This window comes from Rhizobium oryzicola, from assembly GCF_030504645.1.
GTDB lineage: Bacteria > Pseudomonadota > Alphaproteobacteria > Rhizobiales > Rhizobiaceae > Neorhizobium > Neorhizobium oryzicola.
The window spans coordinates 233,145-248,397 of sequence record NZ_JAUKWQ010000004.1 but is presented as its reverse complement, the minus strand read 5'-3'; the positions used below and the strand labels follow the sequence as shown (position 1 = coordinate 248,397).

Below are 15,253 nucleotides of genomic sequence, written 5' to 3'. Positions count from 1 at the left end.
CTGTGGCCTCCGCAACGCAGAGAGGACGTGATGCTGAGATTTCTCCTGACACGGATCGCATCGGCGGTGCCGGTGCTTCTGATCCTGAGCATCGTCACCTTCGCAATCATTCAGGCACCGCCCGGCGATTATGCAGATTACATCCGTTCACAGCTGATGAACCAGGGTGGGGCTTCCTATGAACAGGCGGAAGCGCAGGCGCAGGCCTACCGCGTCGAACATGGGCTCGACCAGCCGATGGCGGTGCAGTATCTCAACTGGATCACCGGCATCGTGACGCGTGGCGACTTCGGCTATAGCTTCTATTATAACAAGCCCGTGGCGGAAGTGGTGGGTGAGCGCCTGCCCCGCACGCTGGCCCTGGCGCTGGTCTGCCATATCCTGGCCTCGCTGTTCGGCATCAGCTTCGGCATCTGGGCGGCCACGCGGCAGTATTCCTGGATCGACAATGTTCTGTCGGCTATCTCTTTCCTCGGCATGACCATTCCGCGCTTCCTGATGGCGCTTGTGCTGGTCTATCTGATGGTCTTTCATTTCGACGTTTCGGAGATCGGCAGCTTCTTCTCGCCGCAATATGGCGGCGCGCCATGGTCCTGGGCCAAGGTCGCGGACCTCTTCCACCATGTCTGGCCGGTGGTTGCCATCGCCGTATTCGGCGGGCTTGCCTATAATATGCGGGTCATGCGCGGCAATCTGCTCGATACGCTGAATGCCCAATACATCGAAACGGCCCGCGCCAAGGGTCTGTCGGAAGGGTCCGTCATTCTTCGCCACGCGGTGCCGAACGCGCTGCATCCGCTGGTCATGTATCAGGGCGTCGTGCTGCCCTACATGCTGAGTGGCGAAATCGAAACCGCCATCATTTTCGCGCTGCCGACCGTCGGCCCGGCCATCGTCGGCTCTATGGCGGTCGGCGACGTCTATGTCACGGCGACCTTCATGATGGTGCTGGCCGCCACGCTGGTGGTGGGCAACATCATCGCCGACATGCTGCTGGCGCTTCTGGACCCGCGCGTCCGCGAATTTGGGAGGGCGTGAGATGCTGGCCATGAATGAAACCCAGACCGCTCAAAGCGAAACAACCACCACCGACAGCCGCAAGAGAGCTCATCGTAACGAGAGTTATGCCGCTCTTGTGTGGCGACGCTTCCGCCGCTCCCTGACCGGCATGATGGGCCTCATCCTCGTCGCGCTGCTGGTGCTGATGGCGGTGTTTGCCGATTTCTTCGCGCCGATGAACCCGGTCGAAACGCATGAGAGCTTCTCGCCGCCGCAAGCCATCAGCTTCCGCGACAAGGACGGGAACGTCACGTTCCGGCCACGCGTCTACGCCACCGCCGAAACGGGCGAACTCGATCCCGTCACCTTTCAGCCGGTTGTCGGGCCAGACTTCGACCATCCTCGCCTGCTGGGCTTTTTCGTGAAGGGCGCGGAGTATCGTCTCTTCGGCCTCATCCCCACCGACAGGCATTTCTTCGGATCGATTGATGGAGAGCCCGTGCATCTGCTCGGCACCGACAAGTTCGGTCGCGATGTTCTCTCCCGCGCCATCCATGGCTCGCGCATTTCGCTGGCGATTGCGCTGAGCGTCGTTGCCATCGTCACCATCGTCGGCACCACCGTGGGGCTTGTCTCCGGCTATTTCGGCGGTGCTGCGGATGCCTGGATCCAGCGCTTCGTGGAGATCGTGCTGGCCTTTCCGCAATTGCCGCTCTACCTGGCGCTGACTTCGCTGATCCCGGTGACAGCTCCGACGCATGTGTTCCTCACTTTCGTGGTGGTCGTCATGTCGGCGCTCGGCTGGGCGCAGATGTCACGCGAGGTGCGCGGCAAGACGCTGGCGCTCGCCCGCATCGAATATGTGCGGGCCGCGATTGCAGTCGGCGCCACAGACCGGCGCATCATATTTCAGCACATCCTTCCGAATGTCATGAGCCATGTGATCGTGGCGGTGACGTTGCATATCCCGACCGTCATCCTGCTCGAATCCTTCCTCGGCTTCCTGGGCTTTGCCGTGAAGCCGCCGCTCATTTCCTGGGGGCTGATGCTGCAGGATACCGCCACCTATTCGGTGATCGGTTCCTACCCCTGGATCCTCTCGCCCGTCGCCTTCGTGCTGGTTGCCGTCTTCGCCTTCAATGCGCTGGGCGACGGTCTGCGCGATGCGGTTGATCCCTATTGAGGAGAATGTCCATGGCTGTCGTTCGGCTGAACCCCTATGCCCCGGAAACCCGCCTCGACCATGCGAACCGCAATGGCGAACCCATTCTGGATGCGCGCAACGTCGCCGTCACTTTCAAGGTGGAGCATGGCCATGTGGAGGCGGTGAAGGATATTTCCTTCCAGCTCTACAAGGGTGAGACGATCGCGATTGTCGGTGAGTCCGGCTCCGGCAAGTCCGTGACCGCCCGCACGGTCATGGGGCTGCTGACCAAACGCGCCCGTGTCTCCACCGATGCGACGATTACCTTCAACGGCGCCAATATCCTGAAGTTCACGCCCCGCGTCCGCCGTGCGCTGCGCGGCAACCGCATCTCGATGATCTTCCAGGAACCGATGAGTTCGCTGAACCCGCTCTATACGATCGGCAGCCAGATCGTCGAGGCGATCCGGGTTCATTCGCGGATCGGCAAGGCGGAAGCGGAGGCTCGCGCGCTGGATCTTTTGCGTCAGGTACAGATCCCGGAACCGGAGGCGCGGCTGAAACAATATCCGCATCAGCTTTCCGGCGGTCAGCGGCAGCGGGTGATGATTGCCATGGCGCTGTCAAACGACCCGGACGTGCTGATTGCCGATGAACCGACGACGGCGCTCGATGTCACGGTTCAGGCGCAGATCCTCAACCTCATCCGCGACCTGCAGCAGGCGCGCGGCATGGCCGTAGTGCTGATCACTCACGATCTCACCATCGTCCGCAAGTTCTCCGATTATGTCTACGTCATGCAGCATGGCGAGATGCGCGAGCACAACACGACAGCGGAGATCTTCGCCAATCCGCGCCACCCCTACACGAAGAAGCTGCTTGGTTCCGAACCGCATGGAAGCGCCTCGCCGCTGCCGGACGGTTCGCGGCCGCTTCTAACGGCCCGCGGTGTGAAGGTGTCGTTCATGCTACGCCATGGCGGGTTCTTCAAACCGGACCTGCGCGAACTGGTGGCGGTGGATGGCCTCGGCCTCACCCTGCACCGGCACGAGACGCTCGGCATCGTCGGGGAATCCGGTTCCGGCAAGACCACATTCGGCCAGTCGCTTCTGCGGCTGAACGAACCGGCAGCGGCCGAGATCGCGTTCGACGGGGAGCGTGTCGATGGCCGCACGCGCGCGCAAATGCGCCCCTTGCGCGCCCGCATGCAGATCGTCTTCCAGGATCCGTTCGCCTCGCTCAATCCGCGCATGACGATCGGTCAGATCATTGAGGAGGGCCTGATCGTCAACGGCATCGGCAACAGCCGGGGCGAGCGGCTGGAGCGCGTGCAGGATGCATTGGACGCAGCAGGAATGCCGGTCGACATCCTCTCCCGTTTCCCGCACGAATTTTCCGGCGGCCAGCGTCAGCGCATCGCCATTGCCCGCGCCATAGCGCTTGAGCCGGAATTCATCCTGCTGGATGAGCCGACCTCGGCGCTGGATCTTTCGGTGCAGGCCCAAATCATCGATCTCCTGCGCAAGCTGCAGGACGAGAGAGGCCTCAGCTACCTCTTCATTTCCCACGACCTCAAGGTGGTGCGGGCGCTCTGCCACCGTGTCATCGTCATGCAGCACGGCCGGATCGTCGAGGAAGGCCCCGTGGCCGAGGTACTGTCCAACCCCAAGACCGATTACACCCGGCGGCTCGTAAGGGCCGCCTTCGATATTGCCTGATTGCAGGAGGAATGACATGGCAAGACAACCCAGGATCACGTTCATCGGCGCCGGCTCCACGGTGTTCATGAAGAACATTGTTGGCGACGTGCTGCAGAGGCCCGCCCTTTCGGAGGCCACCATTGCGCTGATGGATATCAATCCGCAGCGCCTGGAAGAAAGTGCCATCGTCGTCAACAAGCTGATCGCGACGCTCGGCGTCAAGGCCAAAGCGGAAACCTATACGGACCAGCGCCGCGCCCTGCAGGGAGCCGATTTCGTCGTCGTCGCCTTCCAGATCGGCGGCTATGAGCCCTGCACGGTTACGGATTTCGAACTGCCGAAGAAATACGGCCTGCGCCAGACGATTGCCGATACTTTGGGTGTCGGCGGCATCATGCGCGGGCTTCGCACCGTGCCGCATCTCTGGAAGATCTGCGAGGACATGCTGGCGGTCTGCCCCAATGCCATCATGCTGCAATATGTGAACCCGATGGCGATCAACACCTGGGCGATTGCGGAGAAATATCCGAGCATTCGCCAGGTGGGCCTCTGCCATTCGGTGCAGGGTACGGCGATGGAGCTCGCGCATGACCTGGATATCCCCTACGAGGAAATCCGCTACCGCTCCGCCGGCATCAACCACATGGCCTTCTTCCTGGAATTCGAACACCGCCAGGCGGATGGCAGCTATCGCAACCTCTATCCGGATCTCGTGCGCGCCTATCGCGAGGGTCGTGCGCCCAAGCCTGGCTGGAACCCGCGCTGCCCCAACAAGGTGCGTTACGAGATGCTGACCCGTCTCGGCTATTTCGTCACTGAAAGCTCCGAGCATTTTGCCGAGTACACGCCCTATTTCATCAAGGAGGGCCGCGAGGATCTGATCGAGAAGTTTGGCATTCCCTTGGACGAGTATCCCAAGCGCTGCATCGAGCAGATCGAGCGGTGGAAAACGCAGGCCGCAACCTATCGCTCGGCCGATCGCATCGAAGTCAAGCAGTCCAAGGAATATGCATCCTCTATCATCAACTCGGTGTGGACCGGCGAACCCTCGGTCATCTACGGCAACCAGCGCAACAATGGCTGCATCACCTCGCTGCCAGCCGATTGCGCCGCTGAAGTGCCGTGCCTGGTGGATCATAACGGCATCCAACCAACCTTCATCGGGGATCTCCCGCCGCAGCTGACAGCGCTAATCCGCACCAACATCAATGTGCAGGAACTGACTGTGCGGGCGCTGATGAGCGAAAACCGGGAGCACATCTATCATGCCGCGATGATGGACCCGCACACGGCCGCCGAACTGGATCTCGACCAGATCTGGTCGCTGGTCGATGACCTGCTCATTGCCCATCGGGAATGGCTGCCGGAGTGGACGCAAGGTAGCAAAGGCTATGCCAAAGCAAGCTGAGTCAAGAAACCAACCTGCTTGGCAAACGGCAAGTGGGCTGCTTCGAACAACGACATGATCATGAAAACGGGGCGCCCGCATAAGGCTGGCGTCCTGTTGCACTACACGTGCAAAGATCGAGTTGTCTCTTGCTGTAGTGTAATGCGTTACAAAGAAATTTGTTAATCCTCCCTATGAAGGAGGATTGGAAATATAGATACGAATGACCTTAACAATCACCGTATTTTGTTAACGGGTCTGAAACCTTCTCCGGCAGTATATTCCGTCGGTAAATTCCTTTTCAATGACTCTTCCTGCACGCTGAACGCGCGAATACCTTTTGCGAATTTAAAGAAGTGCAGGTTTTATGCAGCTCGATAATTTCCAGTCGCAATTTAAAGCTGTATCACGTATCAGCTGGCATCGCTCGCTGCTGGGCAAAATTGGATATTTTCTCTTAACGGCTGTTGTTCTCGCGTTTGTGTCTGGGGCGTTGACGGGCTGGATCATGATGGAGAATGGCCAGCGCCAGGATTGGCGCCGCCAAGCCGAGATGAATGCGCAGATCGCAACGGCAGCCATCCGCAATATTTACAGCTTCGTGACTGTGGATGCCGCCCCCTCCGGGCAGATTGTCCGCATTCGCACAGACCGGCTGATCGGCGACGATCAATCGGTTTTGGATACAGGCTTCAACCCAGCGGATGTTCTGGCACTGGCAAGCCTTCAGACCAAACAACCAGTATGGCTCTTCCGCTCCATTCCGAACGAGCATCGCCTGGTCAGCATTACCGACAGTGATGCCGGAGAGGGTGGGCAGCTTTTGCGGATCGCCAACGCCGAGCACGAACAGATCGACGCTTCGAACACTTTCTTCACCGGGTTCGTGGAGATCGCGGGCGCTGAATATTTTACCAGCTATCTGCCGATACAGAACAATCAGGGGGATTTGCTGGGCGCCGTCGTCGCCAGCGTCGGCTCTGCGGATACGCTGCTGCAGAATCGCGCCGTCTTTTACCGCAACACTCTGATCATTCTGGGTTTGATTATGGTGGTCACCGGCGGCGCGATTGTATTCGTCATGAAGGGTCTCTTTCATCCGGTGCCGACACTCATCCAATCGTTAAAACGCATTGCGGAAGATGATACCGGTAACCTAACGCCATTTCAGGAGCGAGGCGACGAAATCGGCCAGTTGGCAACAGCCATCGAAACGCTTCGGGCGGCAGTCGTCGAACGGGAACATCTGAGGCAGGTGCGTGAAACGGCCCGAGAAATGGAGCATCTAGCCCATCATGATCCGCTCACCGGGCTGCCGAACCGCACCTCGATGATCAAATGCGCCGAAGCCGCTTTAGAAGAGATGCGGGAAGCCGGCAAGGCCTTCAATCTGCTGCTTCTGGATCTCGATCGGTTCAAGCCGGTCAATGACACCTATGGTCATGCTGTGGGAGACCGCATTCTAGTCATGACGGCAGAAAGGGTCTCAGCTCTGCTTGCGCCAGGCGATGTCTTTGCACGTCTGGGCGGCGATGAATTCGCTTTGTTGCAACGCCTGGAACTGAGTGGAGATGTCGAGGGGCGCAAGCTCGCATCCCGCATCATCGAAGCCATTGAACAACCGTTTTCTGTTGACGGACGTATCATTGAAATCGGCGGAAGTATCGGCATCGCGACAGCGCCGGTGCACGCCGCCTCTCGTACGGCTCTAATCCATGCGGCGGATATCGCTCTCTATGCCTCCAAGGCAGCAGGGCGCGGGCAATTCACCTTCTTTGAACCGGGCATGGACATGCCAGGTGGTGATACCATGAAGGCTGAGTTACTACGTGCCTTGGCCCATAAGGAATTTGAGCTTCACTATCAGCCAATCGTCAACCTGTCTGATGTTTCCGTGCTTGGTTACGAAGCACTTCTGCGCTGGCGTCATCCGGAGCAGGGGCTTATTCTTCCGGACACCTTCATTCCTACCGCCGAAGACAGCGGGTTGATCGTCGAGATCGGCCAATGGATTCTGGAACAGGCCTGCCAGGACGCCTGTGGCTGGGAGGACGGCCAGAAGGTTGCCGTCAATATCTCCGCGGTGCAACTGCATCGAGGTGATATAGGGGCCTCTGTCCGTCAGGCGCTTGCTTCAACTGGCCTCCCACCTTCGCGTCTAGAGCTGGAATTGACGGAATCGGTTCTTCTCAATCGCCAGGAAGCGGAAGCAACGCTTGCAGACATCCGCAATCTCGGCGTCGGACTGGCGCTGGACGATTTCGGCACCGGTTTTTCCACGTTCACTTATTTGGCAGAACTGCCGGTAACCCGCATCAAACTCGATAGGCATTTCGTCTCGACACTGGAGACAAACGAGCGAAGCCGGGCCATCCTTGCCAGCACAATCAACCTTGCCCGCAATCTTCAACTCGAGGTGACAGCCGAGGGCATAGAGAACATGACGCAACTCGCCTGGCTGCGGGGCGTGGGGTGTGATGCCGGGCAAGGCTATCTGTTCGGCAAACCGCAGCGCCAGGATCTATTCTTCCCATCTCCCTCCCGTCTGGTTTCTGCCAGAGCGCAATAGCAAAGGGCTGCATCATGCTGTGTCGTCGCATGCAAGGATCTGGAAATGGCATCTCGTTCGGCAGCTTTCTGCGATCGGCGATCGCAGCAGGCTCTCTGTGCCTGACGGCAAACCTGGCACAAGCTGAGGAGTCCCCCGATACGCTGAAAAAGATTGCCGAGACCAGGACAATCGTGATCGGGCACCGACAAAACGAGATTCCGTTCTCCTATGTTCGGGATGGCCACCCGATAGGATACTCCATCGAGCTATGCGAGCGCATCGTCCAGGCCTTGGAAACCACGCTGCAGTTGGACAAGATCAAGATCGAATACTTGCCAACAACCACCGCTACACGCTTCGTGCTGATGCGGGCCGGCAAGATGGACATGGAATGTGCTGAGACCACCAACAACGCTGAACGGCGCAAGATAGTCGACTTCTCGCTGCCGCACTTTCTGACCGCTACACGTTTCGTGTCGCTGAAATCCTCTCACATGAGTACGATTGCCGATCTATCCGGTCGCAGCGTTGCCTCCACCACCGGCACCGTCAACATCGAGCAGTTGAACGCAGTCAATCGTGGCAGAAACCTCAACATTTCCGTCATGATCAACAAGGAGCACAAGGATAGCTTCGCGATGGTGGAAAGCGGCCGCGCCTCTGCCTTCGTGATGGATGATGTGCTGCTGGCGGGGCTGGTTGCGGTTTCCGCGGATCCATCCAAGTTCGAGATTTCCCGCGAAGCCCTCAATCGGCCAGAGCCCTACGGATTGATGCTGCCGGCAAAAGATGAGGCCTTCAAGACGGCCGTCAACGACGCGTTGCGGCAACTCTTCGTCAGCGGTGAAATTCGCAAGATCTACGAAAAGTGGTTCATGTCGCCCATTCCCCCGGCAGGCCTCAATATGCATTTGCCCATGTCGCCGGAATTGGAAGCGCTGTTCGCCACCCCTCAGGAATACAAGGATTGAGGCGGCTATGGAGTCAATGATCGTCACACACGTCCGAGCGTTGGTTCAGTTGCTGCTCATCGCCATTTGCATCATCTTCTGTGGTACGGCCGCGGCGCAAGAGAGCTCCACTCTAGAAAGAATTCGTAAGAGTGGGGTGTTACGCGTAGCCTATGGTGCATCTGCCCCGTTCTCCTACCAGGCAGACGACGGAACCGTTGCGGGTTATTCCATAGATCTCTGCGCAGCTCTGGCTGAGCAATTGCGGCAGGCATTGCAACTTCCAAAATTGCGCACTGAATATATCCAGAGAACGCCGAGCAATCGTGTCCAAATGCTGAATGATGGTCAGGCCGATATCGAATGCGCGTCGAGCAGCAACACGCCTGACCGGATGAAAGTCGCCACCTTCGCACCACCGCATTTCATCTCACAGACGCGCTTTGTCTCACTTGCAAAGAACAACATCAGAACGGTCGAGGATCTGCGGGGCAAATCCGTAAGTGTTGTCCTGGGAACTGTCAATGTCGCCGACATCCTAAAAGTAAGCCGGGAGAAAAAGCTGAACCTCGTTTCGCTCCCTCTGGATACAGTTCAAGGTGCATTCGATCTGGTTTCAAGCGGTCGGGCTTCAGCCTTTGCCATGGATGACATTCTGCTGAGGACAATGGTTGCCGCAACCGGTCACTCAACCGACTATGTGATCTCGACCGAAGCAATCACCGAGCCTACACCCTATGGCTTTATGACACACGTCGATGATCGTGAATTTTCCGAGCTCGTAGCAACGCTGCTCCGGAAAATCTATGCAAGCCCGCAAATGCCGGAGATATACGCCCGCTGGTTCCTGAGGCCGATCACCAGCGCAGGCTATTGCATCTGTCTGCCGATGAGTGATGAGTTAAAGGTGGCGATGGGAATTGCGACAACACCCGCTGCCGGACAAGAAGCCCCGAAGTGAGATTTGATGTGCGGCAAGAGGTCGGCGATTCTATCCTCTGAGTCGGAAAAATCTCGAGACTCCTGCGGTCCGTAAGATGGATACCCCCCGGCGAGGACACCGACCCGTGTGGCCCGACTTGTTTGCACGACTTTCTTATCTATCGGATTTTCCGGGGATTTTGGGGCATGCGGGACTAAACGCCATGAAGCCCGCATGCCGGTAAGGCATTGTTAACTCTAATTCCCTTGCGGGGTTGCGAGAATCGTGGCTTATCTTGAGACGGTATTAGCGCGTCTAACGCCCAGAAACCGTCTGAAACCAGAGGCCGCAGTGAACGTGATCGACAGGCACATCCGTGGAGCATCGACATCCGCGCATATTACGCAACGAGCAGAAGCTTTGTCTGCACGTTTGCGGGCGGTTGGTGAGCGTGCATTTCCGCCCATGGCGCAAAAGTCTCTTCGCTCGTTCACCTCCGGCGAGGTGGCCGAGATTGTTGGTGTGTCCGATGGTTATCTGCGCCAGCTTTCACTCGATGGCCTCGGACCGACGCCAGACCTTGGAACCGCCGGCCGACGCTCCTATTCGCTTGAACAGATCAACGAGCTGCGGCGCTATCTTGCCACGTCTCGCCCCAAGGATGCCGTGCGGTTTTGGCCGCGCCGCCGGCCTGGTGAAAAATTGCAGATCATCACCGTCGCGAATTTCAAAGGGGGGTCGGCCAAGACCACGACGTCCGTCTATCTTGCGCAGGGACTCGCCCTTCAGGGTTATCGCGTGCTGGCAATCGATCTCGATCCACAGGCTTCCTTATCCGCCATGTTCGGGTATCAACCGGAATTCGATGTTGCCGAAAACGCCACCTTGTACGGTGCGATCCGCTATGACGATGAGCGGGTTTCGATGCGGGATATCATCAAGCCGACCTATTTCACCGGCATCAGCATCGTACCCGGCAATCTGGAACTGATGGAATTCGAGCATCAGACTCCGCGCCACATGCTGCAGAACCGGGGCAAACCGGAAGACCTCTTCTTCCGTCGCGTTGCTGGCGCGATTGCACAGGTCGAAGATGAATACGATGTCGTGGTCGTCGATTGCCCTCCACAACTTGGCTTTCTCACCATGGGGGCGTTGAACGCAGCGACTGGCATGATCGTCACCGTCCATCCGCAGATGGTGGATGTCGCATCCATGAGCCAATTCCTGCTGATGACGTCCGACCTCGTTTCGGTCATCGAAGAAGCGGGTGGCAAGCTCGATTACGACTTCCTGCGTTTCCTCATCACCCGGCACGACCCACGCGACGTGCCTGAACAGGAGATTGTGGGTCTGCTTCGGGATGTCTTTGCAAGCGACGTCATGGCAGCGTCCGCATGGAAATCAACCGCGATTGCCAATGCGGGGTTGACCAAGCAATCCCTTTATGAGCTGTCGCGCGGTGCCGTGGGTCGCTCCACGTATGATCGGGCAATGGAATCGATCAATGCGGTCAATCAGGAGGTCATCGATCTCATCAACGGAGTATGGGAGCGCGCCAAATGACCTTAACGGTTCAGATTCAAAAGGTTAGCTTGTTGTCCACAGACAACACGACAGCTGTTTTGCCATACAGCGAAGCCCTGATCGAAAGAGAGATGCCATGAGCAAACGTACCCAATCGATCCGGTCGCTATTTGCTGCAGGCAATGATGAAACTCAAACCACTGAGCGTCGGGGTGCCACCCCGCGTGTCACCTCAGGAGCCGTCCGCTCATTGCAGGATACGTTTTCAGAGGTAGAACGTGAATACGAGGCTCTGAAGAAGCGTGTGGCAGAAGGGGCGCTGCCGGTCGAACTGGATCCGGCTTCCGTCGATCCCTCGCCTTTTGCAGACCGATTTCTGGATCAGGATATTGCAGCCTTTGAAGCCCTGCGCGCCTCCATTCTGGAACACGGACAGGAAATCCCCATTCTTGTGCGCCCGCATCCGACGGAACAAGGTCGGTATCAGGTTGCTTACGGACACCGACGGCTTCGTGCTGCAACCGATCTCGGGCTTCCCGTCAAAGCCTATGTGCGCGATCTGGATGATGACCGCCTCGTCGTCGCACAAGGAATAGAAAACTCTGCTCGCGAAGATCTGAGCTTCATCGAGCGAGCTGCCTTTGCGCACAAACTCGAAAGCGCCGGATTTCAGAGGACATTGATCCAGTCCGCTCTTTCGGTAGACCGAGCGGAAGTTTCCAAACTGATTGCCGTCGCTCAATCCGTGCCTGACTGGGTCGTTACTGCCATTGGTCGAGCACCAAAGGTGGGACGCGGTCGTTGGCAGGAAATGGCGGACCTTTTCAAGGACACGTCATCCGAAGCCAAGGCCCGGAAGGCAATTCAGGACAAGGCCTTCGTCCACAAGGATACCGAGGATCGGTTTACGACGATTTTGCGGGCGCTCAAGAAGGCCGATGTATCAGGGGCGGAGAAGATCCGCGACACATCGATTGCCCGCTCCGCCAACGGAGTTGATATTGCTGTGCTTTCCGTTTCTTCAAAGCATTGCAAGATCCAGATTAACCGACAACGCGATGAAGCTTTCGCGTTGTTCGTTATGGATCAATTGCCTGCACTCTACGAAAGCTTCAACAAGGAAAAATGACAGCCTGAGGAAAACTTAAGGACAAGAACCGCAAAAGAAAAAGGCCCCCAAAACGTTGCCGTCATGGAAGCCTCTCTCATTGGTGTAAGCAGCCTGAGAATCGCATTTCCATAAAAAGCAGTCAAGTCTTTTTGGCATCGTTTCGGTGACCGGATTTCTTTTGCCTTTGGATAGGTGAAAAGAAAGATGTCAACTGGACATGTAACGACGCCCTTTGGGCGGCGGACGATATCGCTTGCCCTGATGAAACGACAAGCGGCCATAGAGGAAATAGAACACGGTTTTTGTATCGACAAATGGAAGGTTTTCCGTGACGTTACGGAAGCCAGAAAGACGCTTGGTCTACAAGATCGCAGCATGGCGGTTCTCAACGCGCTGCTGAGCTTTTATCCGGAGACGGAATTGAAGCAAGGCGATTGCATGATTGTCTTCCCTTCCAACACGCAGCTCTCCTTGCGTGCGCATGGCATGGCGGGCGCAACGCTGCGCCGTCACCTCGCATTCCTGATAGAAGCCGGTCTGATCATTCGCAGAGATAGTGCGAACGGAAAACGCTATGCCCGCAAATCGACAGCTGGCAAAGTGGAAGCCGCGTTTGGTTTCGATCTGTCACCACTTGTGGCACGAGCCCCGGAACTTGCCGTGTTGGCGCAAAAGGTCGTTGCGGAAAGACTGGCGCTCCGCCGGGCGAAGGAGGACCTCAGCATCTGCAGACGTGACCTGCGTAAGCTGATCGCATCAGCCATCGCAGAAGGGATCGCAGGCGATTGGGAAGCCTTGGATGCCTGCTGCAGTGAAACCTTGGCGACACTAACAAGGTCACCATCATTGCATGAAGTGGAACTTATTCTCGCACGGCTCGTGAAGCTGCGTTCCGATGTCGTTACTCGCTTGAAAGAACAACAAAATGCGTCAATGGCGAGCAGCAATGTTGCCCGAAATGAGCAGCACAAAGAGAGTCCTGAATCAGAATCTCAAATTGAATCCGAATTGGCTTTGGAAACGCTGAAGAAAGAAAATTCGCGATCTGTACAGTTGAATAATCACACGGGGCTTAAAGGCATGCCGCTGGACATGGTCGTCAGAGCGTGTCCAGAAATTTCAGCCTACGCGCCCGGTGGTACCGTCTCGACCTGGAGGGACCTGATGGCAGCTGCCATCGTTGTGCGTTCGATGCTGGGCATAGACCCCGTTCTCTATCAGCAGGCATGTGACGCACTGCGACCGGAAAATGCCGCTGTGATCATGGCCTGCCTTCTTGAACGCGTCGAACATATCCGTCGCCCGGCAAGCTATCTGCACGATCTCATGAACCGGGCCAAAGCAGGCTCCTTTACCCTTGCACCCATGATTACCGCGCTTCTTAGAAAGGAGCAGCACCATCTGATATCCCCTTCCGGTGATACGGCCAACTCCAATGAAATTGCTGTTGAGGCCAGCATGTGGTGACGACGCAGAAGGCTATTCTAAATGAAGCACTCGCTCATCGATATGAATGCGGATTCAGAAGAAGATTCAGTCATATCGAAGCTTTGGAGTCTGTGACGGGCTTTTTGTTGTCTGCCGACAACAAACTAAGCGGCTGATTTCCTGTCGTAATTTTGTTGGTGAATGAAAAGGATCAGATGGGGGATTGGATGCGATACGGGGATACGCTGTTTGCCTTATCAGCCATTTTGCGCTATAAGGGAGAGGTAATGACGAAGCCGCCAGATACGGCTGCGATACAACTCCCCTCCTCCTATCGCATGTGGCGGACATTAACTGGCCGCTAGCTTCCGTATGGAAGTTGTTCTAACGTTTATTCAATGTCTTATGATTTGAGGAAATTGCCGCTGCGGGAACTGTTCGCACCGGTAACGGAGGCAACGGCGGAGCTCAGTCGTCTCGATGAACGGATAGCGCGTTCGTCGATTGGAGAAGGCTGGATCGAGAGAACTCACTTCTCGGATGCCTGTTCTTCCGTCTGGGTCGACGGCGAATTGGTGCATCTCGAAGATCTTGTGTTGCATGATGCCGGCCATGACATTCGTGCGCCCACCAGAGAGCTCACAATTGCGCGGGATGTGTTGCGGTCTCGCAGGCGTATTGTATCCCATGCTCCCGAATGGGCCTTAGGAAGGGATGGCTTGGCATCCCTGCGCCAGGGACCTGGATCACGTGTCGAAGATGTCCGCGAGAAGCAAGCGGATACAGCCCTTGAAGTGAAGTCCGTCATCGAGCGGCATGGCCAAGACGCCAGAACCTCAGCCATTTTAACAGCTCTGGATGCCGAACTTGCATCCATCGATGCATTGCTGGCTCGCTCGGCAACCCTTCTGGAAAATGCACCGATTGAACATCCAGTTCCCGAACCTCACGAGAGAGACCCTTGGGTTTACGATGCAGACTGGGACGAAGATCAACGTCTTGGGGAATGGCTGGCTGTGCTGCAAGAAGCGAAGGAGTTGCCGCCGGTCGCGCGGGCTGTCATTGCGCTTGATGCCTGGAATGAATTGCAGGTTTTGCAGCACGCGCCTTGGCTTGGGCGGCTTCTTTCCGGAGCCGTGTTGCGTGAGGCCCAGATGACAAGCCAGACCCATCTGGTCACCTTGAACCTCGGACTTAGATCGGTCCCGGTCGAACGACGCAGGCATTCGCAGCGCCAGGTCCGTCTTCTCGCTTACACACAGGCGCTGGCAGCCGCCGCAGAAATTGGCCTGAAGGAGCATGACCGACTTCTACTGGCACATCAGTCGCTGCAACGTAGGCTCAGCGGTCGCCGGATGTCATCTTCCCTGCCTCAGCTTATCGAACTGGCGATCGCCCGCCCGGTACTGTCTTCAAACATGATTGCGGACGCTCTTGATGTCACCCCACGAGCCGCGCTTCGGCTGGTGGACGAACTCGGCCTTCGTGAACTGACGGGACGCGGACGCTTCAGAGCCTGGGGTATTGTGTGACG

The 15,253-nt window shown here is 57.2% G+C and carries 11 protein-coding genes; all 11 read left to right on the top strand.

The features are described from left to right. Positions 1 to 30: 30 nt before the first annotated feature. The 11 genes from Q2T52_RS14660 (at position 31) to Q2T52_RS14610 (ending at position 15,251) form a co-directional block, all read left to right on the top strand. Positions 31 to 1,038: an ABC transporter permease gene (locus tag Q2T52_RS14660; protein ID WP_302077521.1), complete on the top strand. Its 1,008-nt coding sequence runs from the start codon at positions 31 to 33 to the stop codon at positions 1,036 to 1,038. Positions 1,039 to 1,048: 10 nt separating this feature from the next. Then, positions 1,049 to 2,182: an ABC transporter permease gene (locus Q2T52_RS14655; protein ID WP_302077790.1), complete on the top strand. Its 1,134-nt coding sequence runs from the start codon at positions 1,049 to 1,051 to the stop codon at positions 2,180 to 2,182. An 11-nt stretch (positions 2,183 to 2,193) separates the two neighbouring features. Then, complete coding sequence (locus tag Q2T52_RS14650) at positions 2,194 to 3,861, top strand: ABC transporter ATP-binding protein (RefSeq protein WP_436799541.1); 1,668 nt, start codon at positions 2,194 to 2,196, stop codon at positions 3,859 to 3,861. Between the two features lie 16 nt (positions 3,862 to 3,877). Continuing rightward, entirely contained in the window at positions 3,878 to 5,251 is a 1,374-nt protein-coding gene (locus Q2T52_RS14645) for an alpha-glucosidase/alpha-galactosidase (protein ID WP_302077519.1), read from the top strand. 346 nt (positions 5,252 to 5,597) lie between these two features. Continuing rightward, a complete protein-coding gene (locus tag Q2T52_RS14640) occupies positions 5,598 to 7,799 on the top strand; it encodes a putative bifunctional diguanylate cyclase/phosphodiesterase (protein WP_302077518.1) in 2,202 nt (733 codons plus the stop codon). A gap of 29 nt (positions 7,800 to 7,828) precedes the next feature. Beyond that, the gene (locus tag Q2T52_RS14635; protein ID WP_302077517.1) at positions 7,829 to 8,752 is read left to right on the top strand and encodes an amino acid ABC transporter substrate-binding protein; all 924 of its coding nucleotides are present in this window, start codon (positions 7,829 to 7,831) and stop codon (positions 8,750 to 8,752) included. Between the two features lie 7 nt (positions 8,753 to 8,759). Beyond that, positions 8,760 to 9,692: an amino acid ABC transporter substrate-binding protein gene (locus tag Q2T52_RS14630; RefSeq protein ID WP_302077516.1), complete on the top strand. Its 933-nt coding sequence runs from the start codon at positions 8,760 to 8,762 to the stop codon at positions 9,690 to 9,692. 312 nt (positions 9,693 to 10,004) lie between these two features. Further along, the gene (gene repA, locus Q2T52_RS14625) at positions 10,005 to 11,219 is read left to right on the top strand and encodes a plasmid partitioning protein RepA (protein WP_302077515.1); all 1,215 of its coding nucleotides are present in this window, start codon (positions 10,005 to 10,007) and stop codon (positions 11,217 to 11,219) included. Between the two features lie 97 nt (positions 11,220 to 11,316). Further along, positions 11,317 to 12,309 (top strand): plasmid partitioning protein RepB, encoded by a 993-nt coding sequence (repB, locus tag Q2T52_RS14620; RefSeq protein WP_302077514.1) that lies wholly within the window; start codon positions 11,317 to 11,319, stop codon positions 12,307 to 12,309. A 186-nt stretch (positions 12,310 to 12,495) separates the two neighbouring features. Continuing rightward, a complete protein-coding gene (gene repC / locus Q2T52_RS14615) occupies positions 12,496 to 13,758 on the top strand; it encodes a plasmid replication protein RepC (RefSeq protein WP_302077513.1) in 1,263 nt (420 codons plus the stop codon). 359 nt (positions 13,759 to 14,117) lie between these two features. Further along, entirely contained in the window at positions 14,118 to 15,251 is a 1,134-nt protein-coding gene (locus Q2T52_RS14610; protein ID WP_302077512.1) for an RHE_PE00001 family protein, read from the top strand. Positions 15,252 to 15,253: the final 2 nt, after the last annotated feature.

What these genes read in the sequence shown, in the direction of transcription:
- Q2T52_RS14660 (WP_302077521.1), top strand. Translation starts at nt 31, where the DNA reads ATGCTGAGATTTCTCCTGACACGGATCGCATCGGCGGTGCCGGTGCTT.
- Q2T52_RS14655 (WP_302077790.1), top strand. Translation starts at nt 1,049, where the DNA reads ATGAATGAAACCCAGACCGCTCAAAGCGAAACAACCACCACCGACAGC.
- Q2T52_RS14650 (WP_436799541.1), top strand. Translation starts at nt 2,194, where the DNA reads ATGGCTGTCGTTCGGCTGAACCCCTATGCCCCGGAAACCCGCCTCGAC.
- Q2T52_RS14645 (WP_302077519.1), top strand. Translation starts at nt 3,878, where the DNA reads ATGGCAAGACAACCCAGGATCACGTTCATCGGCGCCGGCTCCACGGTG.
- Q2T52_RS14640 (WP_302077518.1), top strand. Translation starts at nt 5,598, where the DNA reads ATGCAGCTCGATAATTTCCAGTCGCAATTTAAAGCTGTATCACGTATC.
- Q2T52_RS14635 (WP_302077517.1), top strand. Translation starts at nt 7,829, where the DNA reads ATGCAAGGATCTGGAAATGGCATCTCGTTCGGCAGCTTTCTGCGATCG.
- Q2T52_RS14630 (WP_302077516.1), top strand. Translation starts at nt 8,760, where the DNA reads ATGGAGTCAATGATCGTCACACACGTCCGAGCGTTGGTTCAGTTGCTG.
- repB (WP_302077514.1), top strand. Translation starts at nt 11,317, where the DNA reads ATGAGCAAACGTACCCAATCGATCCGGTCGCTATTTGCTGCAGGCAAT.
- repC (WP_302077513.1), top strand. Translation starts at nt 12,496, where the DNA reads ATGTCAACTGGACATGTAACGACGCCCTTTGGGCGGCGGACGATATCG.
- Q2T52_RS14610 (WP_302077512.1), top strand. Translation starts at nt 14,118, where the DNA reads ATGTCTTATGATTTGAGGAAATTGCCGCTGCGGGAACTGTTCGCACCG.